At 67.7% G+C, this 17,638-nt stretch carries 17 protein-coding genes; 5 read left to right on the forward strand and 12 right to left on the reverse strand.

Annotated features, from left to right (window positions below; translation table 11 throughout):
• Nucleotides 1-43 precede the first annotated feature (43 nt).
• The 5 genes from pstS to AC5P9W_RS05895 all read right to left on the reverse strand — a co-directional run bounded on the left by pstS (nt 44) and on the right by AC5P9W_RS05895 (nt 4,520).
• Complete coding sequence (pstS, locus tag AC5P9W_RS05875; RefSeq protein WP_019659077.1) at nt 44-1,060, reverse strand: phosphate ABC transporter substrate-binding protein PstS; 1,017 nt, start codon at nt 1,058-1,060, stop codon at nt 44-46.
• Between the two features lie 222 nt (nt 1,061-1,282).
• Nucleotides 1,283-2,494, reverse strand: a complete 1,212-nt coding sequence (locus tag AC5P9W_RS05880) for an OprO/OprP family phosphate-selective porin (protein ID WP_329859107.1) — start codon at nt 2,492-2,494, stop codon at nt 1,283-1,285.
• Between the two features lie 196 nt (nt 2,495-2,690).
• Nucleotides 2,691-3,380 (reverse strand): endonuclease III, encoded by a 690-nt coding sequence (nth, locus tag AC5P9W_RS05885; RefSeq protein WP_021204114.1) that lies wholly within the window; start codon nt 3,378-3,380, stop codon nt 2,691-2,693.
• On the reverse strand, nt 3,380-3,733 hold the full coding sequence (locus AC5P9W_RS05890; protein ID WP_005408795.1) for a hypothetical protein: 354 nt from the start codon (nt 3,731-3,733) through the stop codon (nt 3,380-3,382). Before AC5P9W_RS05890 ends, nth begins: the two co-directional genes overlap by 1 nt.
• Before the next feature lie 4 nt (nt 3,734-3,737).
• On the reverse strand, nt 3,738-4,520 hold the full coding sequence (locus AC5P9W_RS05895; RefSeq protein WP_021204113.1) for an enoyl-CoA hydratase/isomerase family protein: 783 nt from the start codon (nt 4,518-4,520) through the stop codon (nt 3,738-3,740).
• Between the two features lie 168 nt (nt 4,521-4,688).
• Here AC5P9W_RS05895 and AC5P9W_RS05900 point away from each other — a divergent pair, with 168 nt between their 5' ends.
• From AC5P9W_RS05900 to AC5P9W_RS05910, 3 genes are all read left to right on the forward strand, one after another.
• The gene (locus AC5P9W_RS05900) at nt 4,689-5,390 is read left to right on the forward strand and encodes an FKBP-type peptidyl-prolyl cis-trans isomerase (RefSeq protein WP_005408797.1); all 702 of its coding nucleotides are present in this window, start codon (nt 4,689-4,691) and stop codon (nt 5,388-5,390) included.
• 216 nt (nt 5,391-5,606) lie between these two features.
• A complete protein-coding gene (locus AC5P9W_RS05905) occupies nt 5,607-6,410 on the forward strand; it encodes a CoA pyrophosphatase (protein WP_111097776.1) in 804 nt (267 codons plus the stop codon).
• Nucleotides 6,407-7,309, forward strand: a complete 903-nt coding sequence (locus AC5P9W_RS05910; protein WP_206621761.1) for a sulfurtransferase — start codon at nt 6,407-6,409, stop codon at nt 7,307-7,309. The genes AC5P9W_RS05905 and AC5P9W_RS05910 overlap by 4 nt, the downstream gene beginning before the upstream one ends.
• 445 nt (nt 7,310-7,754) lie before the next feature.
• On the opposite strand, the gene AC5P9W_RS05915 is transcribed toward AC5P9W_RS05910, so the two are convergent.
• Nucleotides 7,755-8,321, reverse strand: coding sequence for an N-acetylmuramoyl-L-alanine amidase (locus AC5P9W_RS05915; protein WP_021203541.1), 567 nt, complete (start codon nt 8,319-8,321; stop codon nt 7,755-7,757).
• 72 nt (nt 8,322-8,393) lie between these two features.
• Between AC5P9W_RS05915 and AC5P9W_RS05920 the strand changes: the two genes are divergently transcribed.
• Both AC5P9W_RS05920 and rlmKL read left to right on the forward strand, forming a co-directional pair.
• Nucleotides 8,394-8,921, forward strand: a complete 528-nt coding sequence (locus AC5P9W_RS05920) for an alpha/beta hydrolase (RefSeq protein ID WP_024958728.1) — start codon at nt 8,394-8,396, stop codon at nt 8,919-8,921.
• Nucleotides 8,922-9,066: 145 nt separating this feature from the next.
• Nucleotides 9,067-11,205: a bifunctional 23S rRNA (guanine(2069)-N(7))-methyltransferase RlmK/23S rRNA (guanine(2445)-N(2))-methyltransferase RlmL gene (gene rlmKL / locus AC5P9W_RS05925; protein ID WP_206621760.1), complete on the forward strand. Its 2,139-nt coding sequence runs from the start codon at nt 9,067-9,069 to the stop codon at nt 11,203-11,205.
• 155 nt (nt 11,206-11,360) lie between these two features.
• On the opposite strand, the gene AC5P9W_RS05930 is transcribed toward rlmKL, so the two are convergent.
• The 6 genes from AC5P9W_RS05930 to aptA all read right to left on the reverse strand — a co-directional run bounded on the left by AC5P9W_RS05930 (nt 11,361) and on the right by aptA (nt 17,574).
• A complete protein-coding gene (locus AC5P9W_RS05930) occupies nt 11,361-11,690 on the reverse strand; it encodes a DUF3325 domain-containing protein (RefSeq protein WP_019659066.1) in 330 nt (109 codons plus the stop codon).
• Nucleotides 11,687-13,315 carry a PepSY domain-containing protein gene (locus AC5P9W_RS05935; RefSeq protein WP_206621759.1) on the reverse strand — a complete coding sequence of 543 codons (1,629 nt, stop codon included), beginning with the start codon at nt 13,313-13,315 and terminating at the stop codon, nt 11,687-11,689. Before AC5P9W_RS05935 ends, AC5P9W_RS05930 begins: the two co-directional genes overlap by 4 nt.
• A complete protein-coding gene (locus AC5P9W_RS05940) occupies nt 13,312-13,626 on the reverse strand; it encodes a DUF3649 domain-containing protein (RefSeq protein ID WP_021203544.1) in 315 nt (104 codons plus the stop codon). The genes AC5P9W_RS05935 and AC5P9W_RS05940 overlap by 4 nt, the downstream gene beginning before the upstream one ends.
• Before the next feature lie 243 nt (nt 13,627-13,869).
• On the reverse strand, nt 13,870-15,156 hold the full coding sequence (locus tag AC5P9W_RS05945; protein WP_206621758.1) for a DUF445 family protein: 1,287 nt from the start codon (nt 15,154-15,156) through the stop codon (nt 13,870-13,872).
• Between the two features lie 123 nt (nt 15,157-15,279).
• Nucleotides 15,280-16,158, reverse strand: coding sequence for a ParB N-terminal domain-containing protein (locus AC5P9W_RS05950; protein ID WP_206621757.1), 879 nt, complete (start codon nt 16,156-16,158; stop codon nt 15,280-15,282).
• A gap of 63 nt (nt 16,159-16,221) precedes the next feature.
• Nucleotides 16,222-17,574: an omega-aminotransferase AptA gene (gene aptA / locus AC5P9W_RS05955; RefSeq protein WP_206621756.1), complete on the reverse strand. Its 1,353-nt coding sequence runs from the start codon at nt 17,572-17,574 to the stop codon at nt 16,222-16,224.
• Between the last annotated feature and the right edge of the window lie 64 nt (nt 17,575-17,638).

Here is a 17,638-nt window from a genome sequence, read left to right on the forward strand (position 1 = left end):
GGGAGAGAGGACCCGCCGCCCCCGTTCCTGCGGGGGAACGCGCTTACTTCAGGTTCTGCGACCAGTAGGTCTCGATCTGGCGGACCAGGCTGTCCGGCAGCGGCACGTAGTCCAGCTGGCGGGCCTGGGCATCGCCGTTCTTGTAGACCCAGCGGAAGAATTCCTGGGTCGCCTTGCCATTGGCAGCATTCTTCGGCGTCTTCTGCACCAGGATGAAGTTGGTGGCAGTGATCGGCCAGGACTCGGCGCCCGGCGCATTGGTCATCACCAGGTAGAAGTCGCGGGCGCTGGCCCAGTCGGCACTGGCGGCAGCGGCAGCGAACGAGGTGTCGCTCGGCTGCACGAACTTGCCGGCGGCATTCTTCATCGCGGTGTAGGAGAGCTTGTTCTGCAGCGCGTAGGACAGTTCGACATAGCCGATGCCGCCCTTGATCTGCTTCACATAGGCGGCAACACCTTCGTTGCCCTTGCCGCCGATGCCGGCCGGCCACTGCACCGAGGTGCCTTCACCGACCGAGCTCTTCCACTCCGGGCTGACCTTGGACAGGTAATTGACGAAGTTGAAGGTGGTGCCCGAGCCGTCCGAACGATGCACGACGGTGACCTTGGCGTTGGGCAGGGTCACGCCCGGGTTCAGCGCGGCGATGGCCGGGTCGTTCCAGGTCTTGATCTTGCCCAGGAAGATGTTGGCCAGCACGGCGCCGTCCAGCTTCAGCGCGCCCGGCGCGATGCCGGCCACGTTGACCACCGGCACCACGCCGCCGATCACCGACGGGAACTGCGCCAGGCCCGCAGCAGCCAGGTCTTCCGGCTTCAGCGGCGCGTCGGAGGAGCCGAAATCAACGGTCTTGGCCTTGATCTGGGCAATGCCGCCGCCGGAACCGATGGACTGGTAGTTGACCTTGTTGCCGGTTGCGGCGCTGTAGTCGGCCGACCACTTGGACATGACCGGGTAGATGAACGATGCGCCCGCGCCGGTGATATCGGCGGCGTTGGCGGCGAACACGGACGATGCAGCCAGGATGGCGACAGCGGCGCGCGACTTGAAGGCGTGGATCACGGGGAGACTCCTGGGGTGGTGGTCGAAGGGCGGTTGCCCGACGTTTCGGTGCACATTCCATAACGGTTGCGTGACACGCCCGCGTCTGTCACATGACGCGGGCGTGACATGCGTCATGAGGGATGTCACGTCCGCTGCGCCGGCTGGGCAGCGCGGGTGCCGATGCAACGACGAAGGCACGGCCGGTGCCGTGCCTTCGCGGTTCAATGCAGGTGGCGGGACTTACCAGAAGAACTGCGCGCGGGCTTCCAGGATGTTGGGATCGTCGTTGACGAAACCGCGCGCCGTGGAGCTGTACTTCTTGCTGTCGACCATCACGTAGTTGAGCATCAGCTTGAAGTTGGAACGCAGGTACCAGTTCGCGCCCACGGTCCAGATGTCCATCTTGCCACCCAGCACGCCATCGACGATCGGCGGGCGACCGGCGACCGGGTTGGCGGCGAGGTTGCCGTCATTGAGGTCCATGTGGTCGTAGCGCACGCCCAGCTGCCACTGACCGCCGGCCGGGTTGTTCGGCAGGCCGGTGCCCGGGGTGCCGCCCTTGTAGCTCCAGGTCTCGCCGGTCACGTTCCACACGCCGCTGATGTAGTAGCCGTCGCTGGTGTAGTTGTCGTGGTCGTAGCGCTTGGCCTTGCTGGTGTAGTACTCGGCCTGGGCCTTGAAGGGACCCTGGAAGTACATCGCTTCGGCACCGATGGTGCTGACGCGGTCGGTGTCGGTCAGGTTGCCGCTGTCGACCAGGCGGGCAGTGGCGAGGTCGGCATTCGGACGCGCACGCACGCGCAGGGTGTCGGCGTCGGCGTCGTAGTTGACGTAGCTCAGGCCGAAGTGCAGGACCTGGCCCTTTTCATTGATCGGGGCCCAGGTGCCACGCGCGCCGTAGCCGCTGCCGTGGGCCAGATTGCGGGTCAGCTCGCGGCCGAAGGCGCTGGCGGTCACCGACCAGTTGTCCTGGCCGTAGCTGTACGCGCCGCCCAGGCGGCGGGCGATGGCATAGGTATTGGTGACCGCTGCCTTGGAAATGAAATCGTTGTTCTTGGTGCTGGACAGTTCTTCCAGGCTGTTGGGCTGCTTGAACTGGCCCAGCTGCAGGAAGTGGTTGGCGTTGCCCAGCAGCTTGTACTTCACGTTGGTGTCGAGGAACTTGTCGGCCTTGGCGTCATAGCCGACCACCCACTCCATGTTGCCCGGGCCCTTGCCCTTGAGCACCAGCTCGGCGCGACGCAGTTCGAATTCGCTGTTCTTGCCGTTGCCGGCGTCGCCACCGTTGAGGTCCACCACATCGTTGTGGAACCAGTTGCCGTCGGCCTGGACCAGGCCTTCGAAGGTGATTTCCGAACCGCCGATCACGTCGATGGCGACTTCGGCGTGTGCAGTCGGCACATACAGCGCAGCAGCCACGGCCACCGTCAGGAGTTGGTGATGCAGTTTCATGGAGAGGAGCCTTGCAGGCAGGTGGGAAGATGCGCGCAGGCTAGAAGGTAAAGATTGCGTAAATGTGACAGTTCACGCGCGGCAGACATCCACCGCAGGTCCCGTCACGGCAGGGCCTGCCATTGAAACCGCTTGCGTATGACGCCCGGATTGCGCCTTGGTTGCAGTCGATCCACGCCCTGCATGGATGTGGCCGTCACTCGGCCGCGGTCTTGTCCTTGAACCGGCACAGGTCGGCGATCACGCAGCCCGGGCAATCCGGCTTGCGCGCCTTGCACACGTAACGTCCGTGCAGGATCAGCCAGTGATGCGCGTCGAGCAGGAACTCGGCGGGGATCACCTTCACCAGCTTGTCTTCCACTTCGCGCACATTCTTTCCCGGGGCCAGGCCGGTACGGTTGGCGACGCGGAAGATGTGCGTGTCCACCGCCATTACCGGCTCGCCGAAGGCGGTGTTGAGCACCACGTTGGCGGTCTTGCGGCCCACGCCCGGCAGTGCTTCCAGCGCATCGCGATCGCGCGGCACTTCACCGCCATGCTTTTCCAGCAGGATCGCGCAGGTGGCAATCACGTTCTTCGCCTTGGCATTGAACAGCCCGATGGTGGAGATGTACTGCTTCAGCCCGTCCTCACCGAGCGCAAGGATCTTTGCCGGGGTGTTGGCGACCGGGAACAATCGGCGCGTGGCCTTGTTGACGCCGACGTCGGTGGCCTGCGCCGACAGCGCCACCGCCACCAGCAGCTCGAACGGCGAGCTGTACTCCAGTTCGGTCTTCGGGTGCGGGTTGAGTTCGCGCAGGCGGGTGAACATCTCCACCACGTCGGCGCGCGGCATCGTGCCGCCACGCCGCGCCGGGGCGCGTGCGGTTTTCTTCGTGGTCGCCATTACTGCTCCTTGCCGCTGGCGCGGGCCTTGGCCCGGGCGAGGATGGCGGCTGCCGCGGCGGGCAGGGCGGGCTTCACGTCCGGCGCCGGGGCGGGCGTGCGCCGCGCGTCGCGTTCGGCTTCGCGGCGGGCCAGTCGCACCGCACGGGCGCGGTAGCGTTCGCGTGCCGCCCAGGCGGCCTGAAGCTGCTGCTGGGCCTGCTGCAACCGCTGCGGGAGTTCCGGGTGGCCGGGCAGCAACTGCGCGTCGTCAGCGCGGGCGACATAGTCCATCAGCCCGGCTTGCAGGGCGCCATCAAGATCGTCTGCCTGGACCCGGGCGAACAACTGCGCGGGATTGGGTCGGGAAGCCATGGCGTCAGCGGTTCTGGAACGCCGGCGGGCGGCGCTGCAGGAAGGCGCTGGTGCCTTCGCGCATGTCCTCGGTGGCGAACAGCAGGCCGAACTGCGCGCTTTCGTACTCCAGCCCGGCGTCCAGGCTGCATTCGCCGCCCACGTGCACCGCATCGAGCAGGCCACGCAGGGCCAGCGGGGCCGAGCGTGCCAGCTGGCGGGCAATGTCCTGCACGCGATTGTCCAGCGCGTCGGCGGGCACCACTTCGTTGACGATGCCCAGTTCGAGCGCACGCGCGGCGGTGATCGGCGCCCCCAGCAGGCACAGCTCCAGGGTGGTGGCGCGGCCGCACAGGCGCAGCAGGCGCTGGCTGCCGCCGAAGCCGGGGATCAGGCCGAGGTTGATTTCCGGTTGGCCGACCTTGGCGGTATCTGCGGCGATGCGCAGATGGCAGGCCATCGCCAGTTCCAGCCCACCGCCCAGTGCGAAACCATTCACGCGTGCGATGACCGGCTTCGGCATCCGTTCAATCTGGCGCATCAGGGCCTGGCCCAACAGCGAGAAATCACGTCCCTGAACCGCGCTGAGTGTGTTCATCTCGGCGATGTCGGCGCCAGCCACGAAGGCCTTCGGACCGGCCCCGGTCAGTACCACGACGCGCACCTCCGGATCGGCGGCGGCGTCGCTGAAAGCGCCGGCAAGGGCCTGCAGGGTCGCGGCGTTGAGGGCGTTGAGCTTGTCCGGGCGCTGGACGGTCACGGTGCGGATGGCGCCGTCGTCGGAGACAGCGATCAGAGCATCGGCCACGGGGAAAACTCCTGAAACGTTAAAAAAAAGTGATATTGAACTCTGCAAACGCAGGCGGGTCATAGCCTGCATCGTGAGTAGCGGTTACACGTTGCGCCCGTTATCCTAACCCGTCGCCTCAGGGCGGCGCAGAACGTCCCTGAGTTACCACCCCTGGAGAACTGTTTGATGAAGTTGCGTTCTATCGCGGTCGCCGTCGCGGCCCTGGCCCTGACGGGCAATGCCTTCGCCCAGGACGTCTCGTCCGAAAAGGGCAAGCTGAGCTACTACTTCGGTTACGACTACGGCAACAACCTGGCGGAGCTGACCGGTCGTGGTGAGCAGCTGGACATCAACTCGGTGGTGAAGGGCCTACAGGATGCCTACGCCAAGAAGCAGCCGGCGATCACCGCCGAGCAGCTGAAGCCGGCCGTTGAAGCGTTCCAGAAGCGCGAGCAGGGCCGTGCCCAGGCTGCCAAGGCCGAGTACGAGAAGGCTGCTGCCGAAAACAAGACCAAGAGCGATCAGTTCATCGCGGCGAACAAGGCCAAGGCCGGCGTGCAGTCGCTGCCGAGCGGCGTCCAGTACCGCGTGATCGAAGCCGGCAAGGGTGCCAAGCCGACCCAGGCCAGCACCGTGCAGCTGGAAGTGGCCGGTCCGTTCCCGTACGGCCAGCGCCCGACCGAAGCCCGCCCGGCCCAGCAGATCCCGTCGATCAAGGTCAGCGAAGTCGAAATGAAGGCCATGCGCGAGACCCTGTTGCAGATGCCGGCAGGCTCGAAGTGGGAAGTCACCCTGCCGCCGGACCAGGCCTACGGTGCCGATCCGCGCACCCCGTTCCCGCCGAACGTGGCTGTGCAGTTCGAGATCAAGCTGGTCAGCGTCAAGTAAATCGAAGCAGTAAACCAAACGCGCCGGTGACCCCACCGGCGCGTTCTTGTTTGCGCAGTGCCGACGGTAGAGACGACTGTCAGTCGACCGCTCTTGGGTCACATCGGGGAAACGCCCGCGCTGCGCGCGCGAGTCGACTCACAGTCGACTCTACCGTCCGGCCGGGCCACCCGCGCAAATTCAGCCCGATCGCGCTACTGTTGGCGGGTGCAAACAATGGAAGAAACGGCGCGTGTTGTCGCAAGTCCCTGCATCGGAGTGTGCACGCTGGATCCGGACCGGCAATGCACCGGCTGCGGGCGGCATCTCGAAGAAATCGCGCGGTGGTCGTCAATGAACAACGAGGAACGCAGCCGCATCCTGCACCGCGTGCAACCGTTGCGTGCACAATTGCAGCAATCGCTACGCGGATCGCTGGCCGACCACGAGCGCTTGGTGCGCGCGTTGCATCCTTTGGCCGAACCGCCGGCCGGCGACGGCTGGAACCGCAGCGAGCTGATCGACCTGCTGCCACCGGGGCCGCCTGTGGAGGCGGCGGTGCTGGCCGGCATCGTGCCGCGCGCCAATGGCGCACAGGTGATCCTCACCCGTCGCACCGAAACACTGCGCACCCATGGTGGCCAGGTCGGATTCCCCGGTGGTCGCACCGAACCCGATGACCGCGACGCGCTGGCGGCCGCGCTGCGCGAGAGCCAGGAAGAAATCGCATTGGCGCCCGGCCAGGTGCAGGCGCTGGGGTATCTCGATCCCTTCGTCACCATCACCGGCTACCGGGTCACGCCGGTGGTGGCGGTGGTCGATCCGGAGTTCGTGCCGGTGCCGCAGCCCAGCGAAGTGGCCGAAGTGTTCGAGGTGCCGCTGGACTACCTGATGGCCCCTGACAGCCTGCGCCAGGTCGAAATCAATCATCGCGGCCGCATCCGCCACGTTCTTGAGTATGGCTGGCCCGGTCAGCGCATCTGGGGGGCGACCGCGGCCATCCTCTACAACCTGCGTCGCCGCCTGGAGCAAGTGCAATGAACCCGATCAAGCAGCCGTGGACCACCCTGGTCGATGTCGACACCCTGGCCGCTGCACTGGGCGAAGGCGTACGCGTGGTCGACGCGCGTGCCACCGCCAGTACCGCCGTGCGCGTGGTCGATGCGCGTGCTTCGCTGGCCGACCCGCAGGCTGCGGGCGGCCAGTACCTGGCAGGACACATACCGACTGCGGTGCATGCCGATCTCAACCGTGATCTGTCCGATCTCAGCCGCGTCGGCCATGGTCGCCATCCATTGCCCGACAGCGATGCTTTTGCCGCGAAACTGGGGCAGTGGGGCATCGGCCTCGACACCCAGGTGGTGGTCTACGATGGCAGCGACGGCAGCATGGCCGCCTCGCGCCTGTGGTGGCTGCTGCGCCTGATCGGGCACACCAAGGTGGCTGTGCTCGACGGCGGCATCGCTGCCTGGCAGGCCGCCGGTAACGCGTTGGAAAGCGGCCAGGCTGAAGTGACAGCGCTGCCTGCCTACCCGGGCCGCTTCGACACCACCCAGGTCGCCAGCGCCGATGAAATCACCGCGCGCCTGAAACATGCACCGGGCTGGTTGGTCGACGCACGCGCAGGTGAACGCTTCCGCGGCGAAGTGGAGCCGCTGGACCCGGTCGCTGGCCACGTACCCGGCGCGGTCAACCGCCCGTTCGCCCTGAACGTGTTCGACGGCCGCCTGCGCGATGCACAGGAACTGCGCGCCGAATTGCAGGGCGTGATCGGCAACCGCGATCCGCAGCAGGTGGTGCTGATGTGCGGCTCCGGAGTGACCGCCTGCCACCTGCTGCTGGCGATGGAAAGCGCAGGACTGAGCGGTGCGCGCATCTATGCCGATTCCTGGAGCGGCTGGGTGAGCGACAGCAGCCGCCCGGTGGCGACCGGCGCCTGAGCGATCCGAGCAGAAGGCAGTCGAGCGCGGAGCCTCTCCAGAGCCGAGCGGCCGGCTCCAGGCGCACGGCGATGCCTTCAAATCATCGGCGCCCGCAGGTCATGGAGCGCGGCTCGACTCTACAAAGGCACCCTCCGATCGATTCGACTCCGTGCCGACCAACGGCCGGCACCCACCAACAGCGGCAGAAATCTGTCGAAGGCGGGGGGGGGGCGGTTGCGGGTGTCCGCGGCATGGATGCCGCGGCCAAGCCCCCAGGGGTGAGGGCGCTTTGCTTGCGAAGCACTGCTTCGCGAGCGCCCGAACGCACAGCCGCCAGCGGCTGGGCCGGCCTGGGGATTTACGGCGTCCCCCGCAACCGGGCCCACCCTGCCATCCCACGGATAGCCTGCTGTTGCCGGCCAGCGGCCGGCACTACCGCAGGTGCAGGGCGCAGCCCTGCCGCTTACCCAACCGGCTGCAGCGGCACCTTCGCCAGCACCCGCGCCCAAGGGAACAACGGGCCCGGGTCGCGTTTGCGTGCCACCCTCAGCGTCGGATCATCGCTGGCCGGCACCTGCTCCAGGTCCAGCTGGTCATGCCCGGCAATCCGCTGCAGCGACGGATAGCGCACCACCAGCGCCTGCAGCAGCCGCTCCAGCGCTTTCAGTTGCGCCTCGGTGTAGGCCTCGTCCATCGCCTGGTGACGGCTGTCGAACCAGTGCGGGTAGCGCCCGGTATTGACCAGCTCGATGCCCAGCGTATGCGCGTTCATGCCGCGCACGTGGTGGGCCACGCGTTCGGGCGCAACGTACTGCACCACGCTGCCATCGCGGTCGATGTAGAAGTGCCCGCTGTTGCCGGCACCGCTGTCATACAGCACGCGCTCGCCGTACTCGCGGGCCGTCGCCAGATCGGGCAGCTCGGTGCAGTGGATCACCACCATCTCCAGCGTGGCCGGATCGCGCAGCGGCAGTCGGTCGTGGTAGGGCAGGGGCTGCAGCTGCAGGCCGGGCAGGAGCGGGTTGGGCATCCGGCGATGCTAGCATTGCGGCATGAACCTGCCTTCTCTTTCCTGGTTGGCCCGCGCCCACGGAGCACGCGCATGAGTCGCGGCCACTGCATCCTCTCCCATGGCTTCGAAAGCGGCCCGGAGGCGACCAAGGTCACCGCGCTGGCCGAGGTGGCCCAACGCCTGGGCTGGACCCACGAGCGCCCCGACTACACCGATCTGGACGCGATGAGCGAGGTCAGCCGGGTGGGCGACGTGCCGACCCGCCTGCGCCGTCTGGTTGAACGCGCCGCCATCGCTGCCCGTCAGGGGCCGGTGGTACTGGCCGGCTCCAGCCTGGGCGCCTACATTTCCGCCATCGCCTCGCTGCAGGTGCCGGTAGCCGGCCTGTTCCTGATGGTGCCGCCGACCACCATGGGCCCGATGCCGGCGCTGGACGCCGCTGCGGTGCCGACCACGGTGGTGCAGGCCTGGCATGACGACGTGGTACCGGCTGCCGGCGTGATTGCCTGGGCGCAGGCGCGTTCGGCGCAGTTGCTGCTGGTTGACGATGGCCACCGCCTGGAGCGCCACGTGGAGGCCTCTGCGCAGGCCTTCGAGCGCCTGCTGCGGCAACTGTGAAGCCGGGGCGCACGGCGCGCCCGCCCGCATTGACTACAATGGCAGCCCCGCCGCCCCCGGCGCGGGCCTGCCGGCCGTGCCTACGGCCCTCCTTTCCGACCGGCCCGGCCCCTGTGCCGCGCCCGACCACCTGCGAACCGACCCCGTGAAATTCTTCGTCTCCTGCGCCAAGGGCCTGGAATACCTGCTCGCCGATGAACTGTCGGCCCTGGGCCTTGCCAAGGCCACCGCCACCATTGCCGGCGTCAACGCCGAGGGCGAACTGGCGCAGGCGCTGCGGATCGTGATGTGGTCGCGCCTGGCCAGCCGCGTGCTGTGGCCGATCGACGAATTCGACTGCCCGGACGAGCAGGCCCTGTATGACGGCGTGCGTGCGCTGCCGTGGCACGAGCACATCACGCCGGAGATGACCCTGGCGGTGGACGCACACGTGTCCGGTGACAAGATCACCCATGCGCGCTTTGCCGCGCAGCGGATCAAGGACGCCATCGTCGACCGGATGCGTGATGAAGGCCTGGAGCGCCCCTCGGTCAACACCGACCTGCCCGATGTGCGCGTCAACCTGTCGCTGCGCAAGGGCCGTGCTTCGCTGTCGATCGACCTCGGCGGTGGCCCGCTGCATCGCCGTGGCTGGCGCGGTGCCGCCCACGAGGCGCCGCTGAAGGAAAACCTGGCCGCCGCGCTGCTGCTGCGCGCGCAGTGGCCGCGCCTGCACACCGCCGGAGGCGGCCTGCTGGACCCGATGTGTGGCAGCGGCACGCTGCTGATCGAAGGTGCACTGATGGCCGCCGACGTCGCCCCTGGCCTGATGCGGCATGGCAGCCTGCCGCCGAGCCGTTGGCTGGGCTTCGACAAGGCGGCCTGGAAGTCCATCCAGAGCGAAGCACGCGAGCGCGAAGCGGCCGGCCTGGCCGCGCTGAAGCCGGTCATCCATGGCAGCGATATCGACCCGGCCGCGATCCAGGCCGCCCGCGAGAATGCAGAGGTTGCCGGCGTCGCCCACGCGATCCGCTTCACCCGCGCCGATGTCGCCGACCTGGCCGCGCCGGAACAGGAGATCGGTGCGGTGGTCTGCAACCCGCCGTACGACGAGCGCCTGGCCGCCGATCCGGCGTTGTACCGCGCACTGGGCAATGCCTTGCAGAAGGCGGTGCCGCAGTGGCGCGCCAGCCTGCTGTGTGGCAATGACGAACTGGCCTTTGCCACCGGCCTGCGTGCCAGCAAGAAGTACCAGATGTTCAACGGTGCGCTGGAATGCGCGCTGATCGTCTGCGATCCGATCGCTGTGCCGGGCCGTGATCCGGCACAGCCCCGCGAGCTGAGCGAAGGCGCGCAGATGGTGGCCAACCGCCTGCGCAAGAACCTGAAGAAGTTCAAGAGCTGGCGTGCCCGCGAGGACATCACCTGCTTCCGCGCCTACGACGCCGACCTGCCGGAGTACGCGGCGGCCATCGACGTCTACGAGGAAGAGGGGGGCAGGCGGCGTACCTTCCTGCATGTGCAGGAATATGCGGCACCGGCGGCGATTCCCGAGAACGACGTGCGCCGCCGCCGCAATGAGCTGCTGGCCGCCGCGCGCGAAGTGTTCGGCGTGCCACCGGAACAGGTGTCGATGAAATCGCGCGAGCGCGGCAAGGGCGGCAGCAAGTACGGCCGCTTCGAGCAGCGCGACGAGTTCATCGTGGTGCGAGAGAACAACGCGCTGCTGCAGGTGAACCTGTTCGATTACCTGGATACCGGCCTGTTCCTCGACCATCGCCCGCTGCGCCGGATGATGGCCGAGCAGGTGCGTGGCAAGCGTTTCCTCAACCTGTTCTGCTACACCGGCGTGGCCAGCGTGCAGGCCGCCGTGGCCGGTGCCGCCAGCACCACCAGCGTCGACCTGTCGGCCACCTACCTGCAGTGGTGCTACGACAACCTTGCGCTGAACGGGCAGGGGGGCAACCAGCACCTGCTGGTCCAGGCCGACGCGATGGCCTGGCTGGAAGGCGACCGCGGCCAGTACGACGTGATCTTCTGTGATCCACCGACTTTCTCCAACTCCGCCCGCGCCGATGACTTCGACGTGCAGCGCGAACAGGTGAAGCTGCTGCGGGCGGCGGTGGCCCGGCTGGCACCGGGTGGCGTGCTGTACTTCTCCAACAACTTCCGCCGCTTCAAGCTGGAAGAGAACGCCATCGCCGAATTCGCCCAGTGCCGCGAGATCACCGCACGCACCATCGGTCCGGATTTCGAGCGCAACGCGCGCATCCACCGCGCATGGGAACTGAAGCGGCTGGGGTAAGCCCGGTAGTGCCGGCCGCTGGCCGGCAACGGTGTCAGATCCGCAAAGGGTTCATGAGGTGCCGGCCAGCGGCCGGCACTACCCCTGTCTGGCCGGTGGATCCACGCCATGCCTGGATGGTTGTTCAGTAGATCCACGCCATGCGTGGATGGCGGTTACAGCAACGCCACCACCAGCCCCAGCGCCGGCAGCGTGATCGCCAGCGGTGCGATCCACTTCGGCCGGTACGGATACAGCCCGAACGAGAGTGCCACGCCGCACATGGTCATTGCGCCCAGCCACAGCACCGGGCCCATCGCCCAGCCGTGATCGGCCACGCACAACGCGAACGCCACCGTCAGCAGGGCCCAGCCCAGCACCCGCCACTGCGTGCGCCGTGCCGGGCTGGCCGCAGCCTTGCCGTGCAGGTCGTACTGGTGTCTTTCCATCGCCAGCGACAGCGCGGTGAACGCGGAAAACGACAGGGTCAACGCCAGCAGCATCATGCACTGGCCTCCGCTTCGGCGGTTTCGACCACAGCCACTGGCGCCGCAGCCGCCGCCGCACGCTTCTTCTTCTCGGCCGCGCTCAGCGGTGGCGTCCAGCGCTGCATGCGCCAGCCGCACATCGCCAGCATTGCGCCGAAGACGATCATCGAAAGATCGACGCCGGCCAGTACCCAGTCGCCGTTGCGCAGGGTGTTGCCCAGGTGCGCATGCGTGGTCAACGCATTGACCACCGGCACCAGTGCGAACGCGGCCGCGCCCAGGTAGAGCTGCCACGCCCACATCATTCGCTTCGGCCAGATGAAGGCGGCCAGCAGCGCGCCGGCCCAAGCGTAGAAGAATACGTTGGCCTCCGCACTCGCGCGCTCGGCGATGTCCAGCGGCAGCAGGCGGTTGCCCCAGAAGTACGCCGCGAAGGCGATCGGCAGGCCAGCCACGGTGCCGATGTTGAGCGCATCGACCAAGCGAAGGCCGAAGCCGGTGCGTCCACTCTTGGCATGCTTCGGTCGTTCCTTCACCGCCCACAGCACCACGCCGCTGGCGACCATCAGGCAGCCCACCAGACCGGACAGGAAGAACAGTGCACGCAGGCCCCAGTCCGCAAAACGCGCCAGGTGCAGGCCGTACAGCACACCACGGGTGGCGGTGGCACCGCCCGATGGCGGCGTTTCCTCAAGCAGAGCACCGCTGACCATGTCGTAACGCACGGCCGGGGTGTCGATGGACAGGCGCTTGCCATCGCGCTGGCGGATGTCGATCACCGCATTGGCCGCCCCCGGATTGGACACGGTGAAACCGGCCACCTCCACGCCGTGCCAATGCGCGCGTGCGCTGTCCAGCAACTGTGCGATCGGCAGCGGCGTGGCGCGGCCCTCGGCGGGCGAGGTCACTTCCGGAAGGCCGCCGAAAGCCTCGCTGATGAATTTGTCCTCGTCCTGGGGGTAGGCGACCTTCACTCCCCACGGCAGGTACATGATCATCAGGGTGACGATGCCGGTGTAGGTGATCATCGCGTGGTACGGCAGCGCCATCACCGCGCTGACGTTGTGGAAGTCGAGCCAGGAGCGCAGGCCCTTGTCCTTGCGGAAGGTGAAGAAGTCCTTGAAGATCTTCTTGTGGGTGATCACGCCGGTGATGATCGCCACCAGCATGAACATCGCGCAGAACCCGACCAGGTAGCGCGCCCAGTACACCGGGATGTAGTGCAGGTCGAAGTGCAGGCGGTAGAAGAAGTCGCCTCCACGGGTCTCGCGCGCCTTCAGTGCCTGGCCGCTGTTCGGGTCCAGCGTGGCGTCGCCGAAGCCACCGCGGCGGCCACGGCTGGGGTCGGCCAGTTCCGGTGGCAGCCGCCAGAACATCTGCATGGCCGGGTTGCGCGGCTGCGGCAGGGTGACGAACCAGTTCTCGGCGTGGCTCGCATTGGCCTGCAGGTAGGCCACCGCGCGCTGCGCGGCCACGTCGATGCTGACGTTGCTGGACGGCAGCTCCGGGCGCATCCAGCGGCTGATTTCCTCGCGGTAATAGCTGGCGGTGCCGGCCATGAAGATCAGCAGCAGCAACCAGCCGACCAGCAGGCCGGTCCAGGTGTGCAGCCAGGCCATCGACTGGCGGAATCCGTTCTTCATGCCCAGGCCCCCAGCATGCGCGCGATGGCAGCCATCAGCAGGGCGGGAGCGAGAATGCCGACCCACGCACGCAGCGCGCTGCGGGTGGCGAACGCCCACAACGCCGCGCAGGCGGCGACCAGGATCGCCAGCAGCATGCCGGTCAGCACGGTCTGGCCGCGCGCGCCGGGCAGCGCCACTGCGCAGAACACACTGGTCATCGAGGCCAGCGCGTAGCCACCGAAGATCGCAGCCAACGAGCGTGACAGCACGCCCCAGCGCGGGTTGGAGAACAAGGTGCGGGGGCTGGCGGTTACGGGCGAGCGGTCCAAGGAGGTCCTGCAGGTTGGAGGAGGGATGGAATGCGTCCGCGGCCCCTGCGCCCTGCGCATGTTGCCCAGCGTGTCCCATCGACACGAGGCACGTCCCGCGCGGGCGGTCAGCGCGGAAGGCGGGGATGTACACGGGCGATGGGCACGTTTCCGTGCCATCTGACTAAGCGCACAACCGATCAGTAAATGATAGGCATTCGCATTTCATGAATCAAGCATGACGATGCCGTGGAGCGCTGGCGGCTAGAACCTGAACACCACGGTTGCCGCGTGCAGCAGCAGGCCGATCAGCCCGCCGACCAGGGTGCCGTTGAAGCGGATGAACTGCAGGTCACGGCCCACGCTCAGTTCCAGCTGTTCGACCAGGTGCCGCTCGTCCCAGCCCTTCACGGTCTGCGCGATATGCGTGGTGACGCCCTCGCGCAGGCGCCCGGTCAGGCGCTGCGCACCTTCCATCAGATGCTGGTTCAGTGCCTCGCGCAGCGCCGGGTCGGCCTGCAGGCTGGCACCGAGCGAACCCAGGCTACGCTGCAGGTGGCCGACCAGCGCCGAATCCTCGCGCTGCAGGTCCGCCCGCAGGCTGGCGTGGATGCGCGCCCACAGCCCCTGCACGTACTCCTGCAGGGCCGGGTGGTCGATCATTTCCTGCTTGAGCTGCTCGATGCGCTCGGCCAGCGCCGGATCCTCGCGCAGGCGCTGCACGTAGTTCTGCAACCAGGTCTCGTAGTCCTGGCGCAGCGGATGCTGCGGCTCGGCCAGCACCTGCTGCAGCTCTTCCAGCACCGCGCGGGCCAGGCGTTCGGCCAGGCTGTCGCCGATCTCGTCGATCGGCTTGACCCAGTTCACCGTGCTCGACAGCGTCGGCCATTCGCGCTGGATGTAGCGCACGATCAGCTGCGAGGCGCGTTCCTTCACCTCCGGCTGTTCCAGCCAGCGGCCCAGCCGCTGCAGGCCCTCGTCCAGCACGCGTTGATGGCGGCCATCGGCGGTCAGCAGGGCCAGCAGTTCACCGGCAGTGGCAGCGGCATTCCACTGCCGCAGCTGCTGCACCACAAAGGCGTGCAGCTGGCGGCGTACGGCGGTTTCGTCGAAGAAATCCAGTGCCTGCAGCGCCCAGCCGCGGGCCATGTCGGCCAGCATGCGCGAGCGTGCCGGGTCGGCCAGCCAGCTGCCGAGGCGGCTGGCCGGATCGAACACCTGCAGCTTGGCCAGCAGCACCCCCGGCTCCAGGAACTGGTCGCGCACGAACAGCGCAAGGCTGTCGCCGATGCGTTCCTTGCTGCGCGGGATGATCGCGGTGTGCGGGATCGGCAGGCCCATCGGCCGCCGGAACAGCGCGACCACAGCGAACCAGTCGGCCAGCGCGCCCACGGCTGCGGCTTCGCAGAAGGCCGAGACCCAGGCCCAGATGCCGCGCTCGCCCTGCCAGTGGCTGACCGCGAAACCGGCCAGCATCAACAGCAGCAGGCCCAGTGCGAGGGCTTTCAGGCGCCGCAGCTGGGCGCGGCGCGGATCGTGGGCAGGCGTCATTGCACGAGTCTAACCGCAGCCCGGTGATGCCTGCCTGTAGAGCCGAGCCCATGCTCGGCTGCCTTGCGCGCGGCAAACCGCAGCAGAGCATGGGCTCGGCTCTACATGAGAGGTTCGCGTTTTTTAAAGCGCTTCCAGCTGCTTGCGCAGCGCGGCCAACTGCGCGCGCAGGGTGTCGTTCTCGCGGGTCAACGCGACCACGCGGCGGCGCAGGGCCGGGGCATCCTCGCCCAGCTGTTCCAGCGCCAACAGCACTTCTGCGTCGCGGCTGGCGATCTCGTCCTCATCGGGCTCCTCGAAATCCATATCGGCCGGCTCCGGCTTCGGCGCGCGCGGCTTGCGCTTGGACTCGCGCACGCGCTTGGCGGCCTGCTTCAGCTCGTCCTTGCCACCGGCGGCGGCGGCGCGCTGTTCTTCTTCAGGCAGGTCGGCCACGGCCGCGGCGGCGCTGATCGAGATCACGCCGGCCTTCACCGCCTCCACCACTTCGGGTGCAGCCTGGGCATGGATGCGCTCGATCATGCCGACCTGGCTGGTACTCAGCTTGGCTTCGCGGGCCAGCTCAGCACGGCTGAGCTTCGGGGCCGGCTCCCACGGCGGGCTGTCTTCGCCCCCTTCGTCGGTGATGTCCGCGGTGCCGTCGCTCTCGCGCTGCAGCTGCGCCTGCTCGATCTGCTTGCGGGCGGCCAGGATGTCGCGCTTGCGCAGCGCCAGCACGCCGCGCTGGAAGTCGGACACGCTGCGACGGCCCAGGTGCTGCTCGATCATCCACAGGTGCACGTCTTCCATGCTCTGGAAGCGGGTGTTCTGTACGGTGTTGAAGGGCAGGCCATGCTTCTGGCAGATGCCGAAGCGGTTGTGGCCGTCGACCAGTACGTTGCCCCACAGGACCAGCGCGTCACGACAGCCCTCGGCCAGGATGCTGCGCTCCAGCGCGTCATGTTCGTCCGCGGTCAGCGGGTCGATATAGGCCTTCAGTTCTTCTTTGACGACGATATCCATGGGCACGGCAACGAGCAGGAGCGGAACCGCCCATTGTACCCGCTCGCCGCCGCGGGCCCGGGCTCAGGCCGTGGCCCGGATCATCTCGCCCAGCGTGCCGGTGATCTGGTCGATCTGCGCCTTGTCCACGATCAGCGGCGGTGACAGCGCGATGATGTCACCGGTGCAGCGCACCAGCAGCCGGCCATCGTGGAAGCAGCGCCGGAACACCTCGTAGCCGCGGCTGCCGGGCATGTCCCGGCGTGGCGCCAACTCGACCGCCCCGACCAGCCCGAAGTTGCGGATGTCGATCACGTTGGGCAGGCCCTGCAGCGCATGCAGCCGTTCCTGCCAGTATTCGCCCAGTTCGATGGCCCGCTCGAACAGGCGCTCCTCGGCGTAGACCTCCAGAGTGGCCAGCGCGGCCGCACAGGCCAGCGGGTGACCAGAGTAGGTATAGCCGTGGAACAGCTCGATGGCCTGCGGTGGCGCCTGCATCAGCGTAGCGTGCACCGCATCGCTGGCCAGCACGCCGCCCAGCGGCACCGCGCCGTTGCTGACCGCCTTGGCGAAGGTCAGCAGGTCGGGGGTGACCCCGAAGCGCTGTGCGGCGAAGGGCATGCCGACCCTGCCGAAGCCGGTGATGACCTCATCGAACACCAGCAGGATGCCGTGGTGATCGCACAGCTCGCGCAGGCGCTGCAGGTAGCCCGGCGCCGGCAGGATGACCCCGGCGGACCCAGCGACGGGCTCGACGAAGACCGCCGCGATGGTCGAGGCGTCATGCAGCGCGATCAGCCGCTCCAGGTCGTCGGCCAGTTCAGCGCCCTGGCGCGGCAGGCCCCTGCTGAATGCATTGCGCTGCAGGTCCAGGGTGTGGCGCAGGTAGTCCACGCCGCCCAGCTGCAGGCCGAACGCCCTGCGGTTGTTGGGCAAGCCGCCCAGCGCCATGCCACCGAAACCGACGCCGTGATAGGCCTTCTCGCGGCTGATGAAGCGCGTGCGCTGGCCCTCGCCTCGCTGGCGGTGGTAAGCCAGCACGATCTTCATCGCGGTATCCACCGCCTCCGAGCCGGAGCTGGTGAAGAACACATGGTTGAGCGGGGCCGGAGCCAGTGCGGCCAGCCGCTGTGCCAGCGCGAATGCCGGCGGCGAGCCCATCTGGAAGGCAGGGGAGTAGTCGAGCGTGCGCGCCTGCTCGACGATGGCCTCGACGATGCGCGGCCGCGCGTGGCCGGCGTTGCAGCACCACAGGCCGGCGGTACCGTCGAGGATCTGGCGGCCGTCGACATCCTCGTAGTGCATGCCCTCGGCACGCACCAGCACACGCGGCGCCGCCTTGTACTGGCGGTTGGAGGTGAACGGCATCCAGTACGCCTCCAGTGATTCCGGGCGCTGGGTAGCAAGGTCGTGCAGGTCGCTTCCGGGACGCTTCATGCCAGCTCCGTCGGGTCCGATGGGGGAAATGTAGCGCAGCCACGTCACGGTGAAGTCGCGGTCG

Source organism: Stenotrophomonas sp. YJH_SMC_33 (assembly GCF_059372295.1).

Coding starts and splice junctions, on each gene's coding strand:
- AC5P9W_RS05880 (WP_329859107.1), bottom strand. CDS start 2,494: ATGAAACTGCATCACCAACTCCTGACGGTGGCCGTGGCTGCTGCGCTG.
- nth (WP_021204114.1), bottom strand. CDS start 3,380: ATGGCGACCACGAAGAAAACCGCACGCGCCCCGGCGCGGCGTGGCGGC.
- AC5P9W_RS05890 (WP_005408795.1), bottom strand. CDS start 3,733: ATGGCTTCCCGACCCAATCCCGCGCAGTTGTTCGCCCGGGTCCAGGCA.
- AC5P9W_RS05900 (WP_005408797.1), top strand. CDS start 4,689: ATGAAGTTGCGTTCTATCGCGGTCGCCGTCGCGGCCCTGGCCCTGACG.
- AC5P9W_RS05905 (WP_111097776.1), top strand. CDS start 5,607: ATGGAAGAAACGGCGCGTGTTGTCGCAAGTCCCTGCATCGGAGTGTGC.
- AC5P9W_RS05910 (WP_206621761.1), top strand. CDS start 6,407: ATGAACCCGATCAAGCAGCCGTGGACCACCCTGGTCGATGTCGACACC.
- AC5P9W_RS05915 (WP_021203541.1), bottom strand. CDS start 8,321: ATGCCCAACCCGCTCCTGCCCGGCCTGCAGCTGCAGCCCCTGCCCTAC.
- AC5P9W_RS05920 (WP_024958728.1), top strand. CDS start 8,394: ATGAGTCGCGGCCACTGCATCCTCTCCCATGGCTTCGAAAGCGGCCCG.
- AC5P9W_RS05930 (WP_019659066.1), bottom strand. CDS start 11,690: ATGATGCTGCTGGCGTTGACCCTGTCGTTTTCCGCGTTCACCGCGCTG.
- AC5P9W_RS05935 (WP_206621759.1), bottom strand. CDS start 13,315: ATGAAGAACGGATTCCGCCAGTCGATGGCCTGGCTGCACACCTGGACC.
- AC5P9W_RS05945 (WP_206621758.1), bottom strand. CDS start 15,156: ATGACGCCTGCCCACGATCCGCGCCGCGCCCAGCTGCGGCGCCTGAAA.
- AC5P9W_RS05950 (WP_206621757.1), bottom strand. CDS start 16,158: ATGGATATCGTCGTCAAAGAAGAACTGAAGGCCTATATCGACCCGCTG.
- aptA (WP_206621756.1), bottom strand. CDS start 17,574: ATGAAGCGTCCCGGAAGCGACCTGCACGACCTTGCTACCCAGCGCCCG.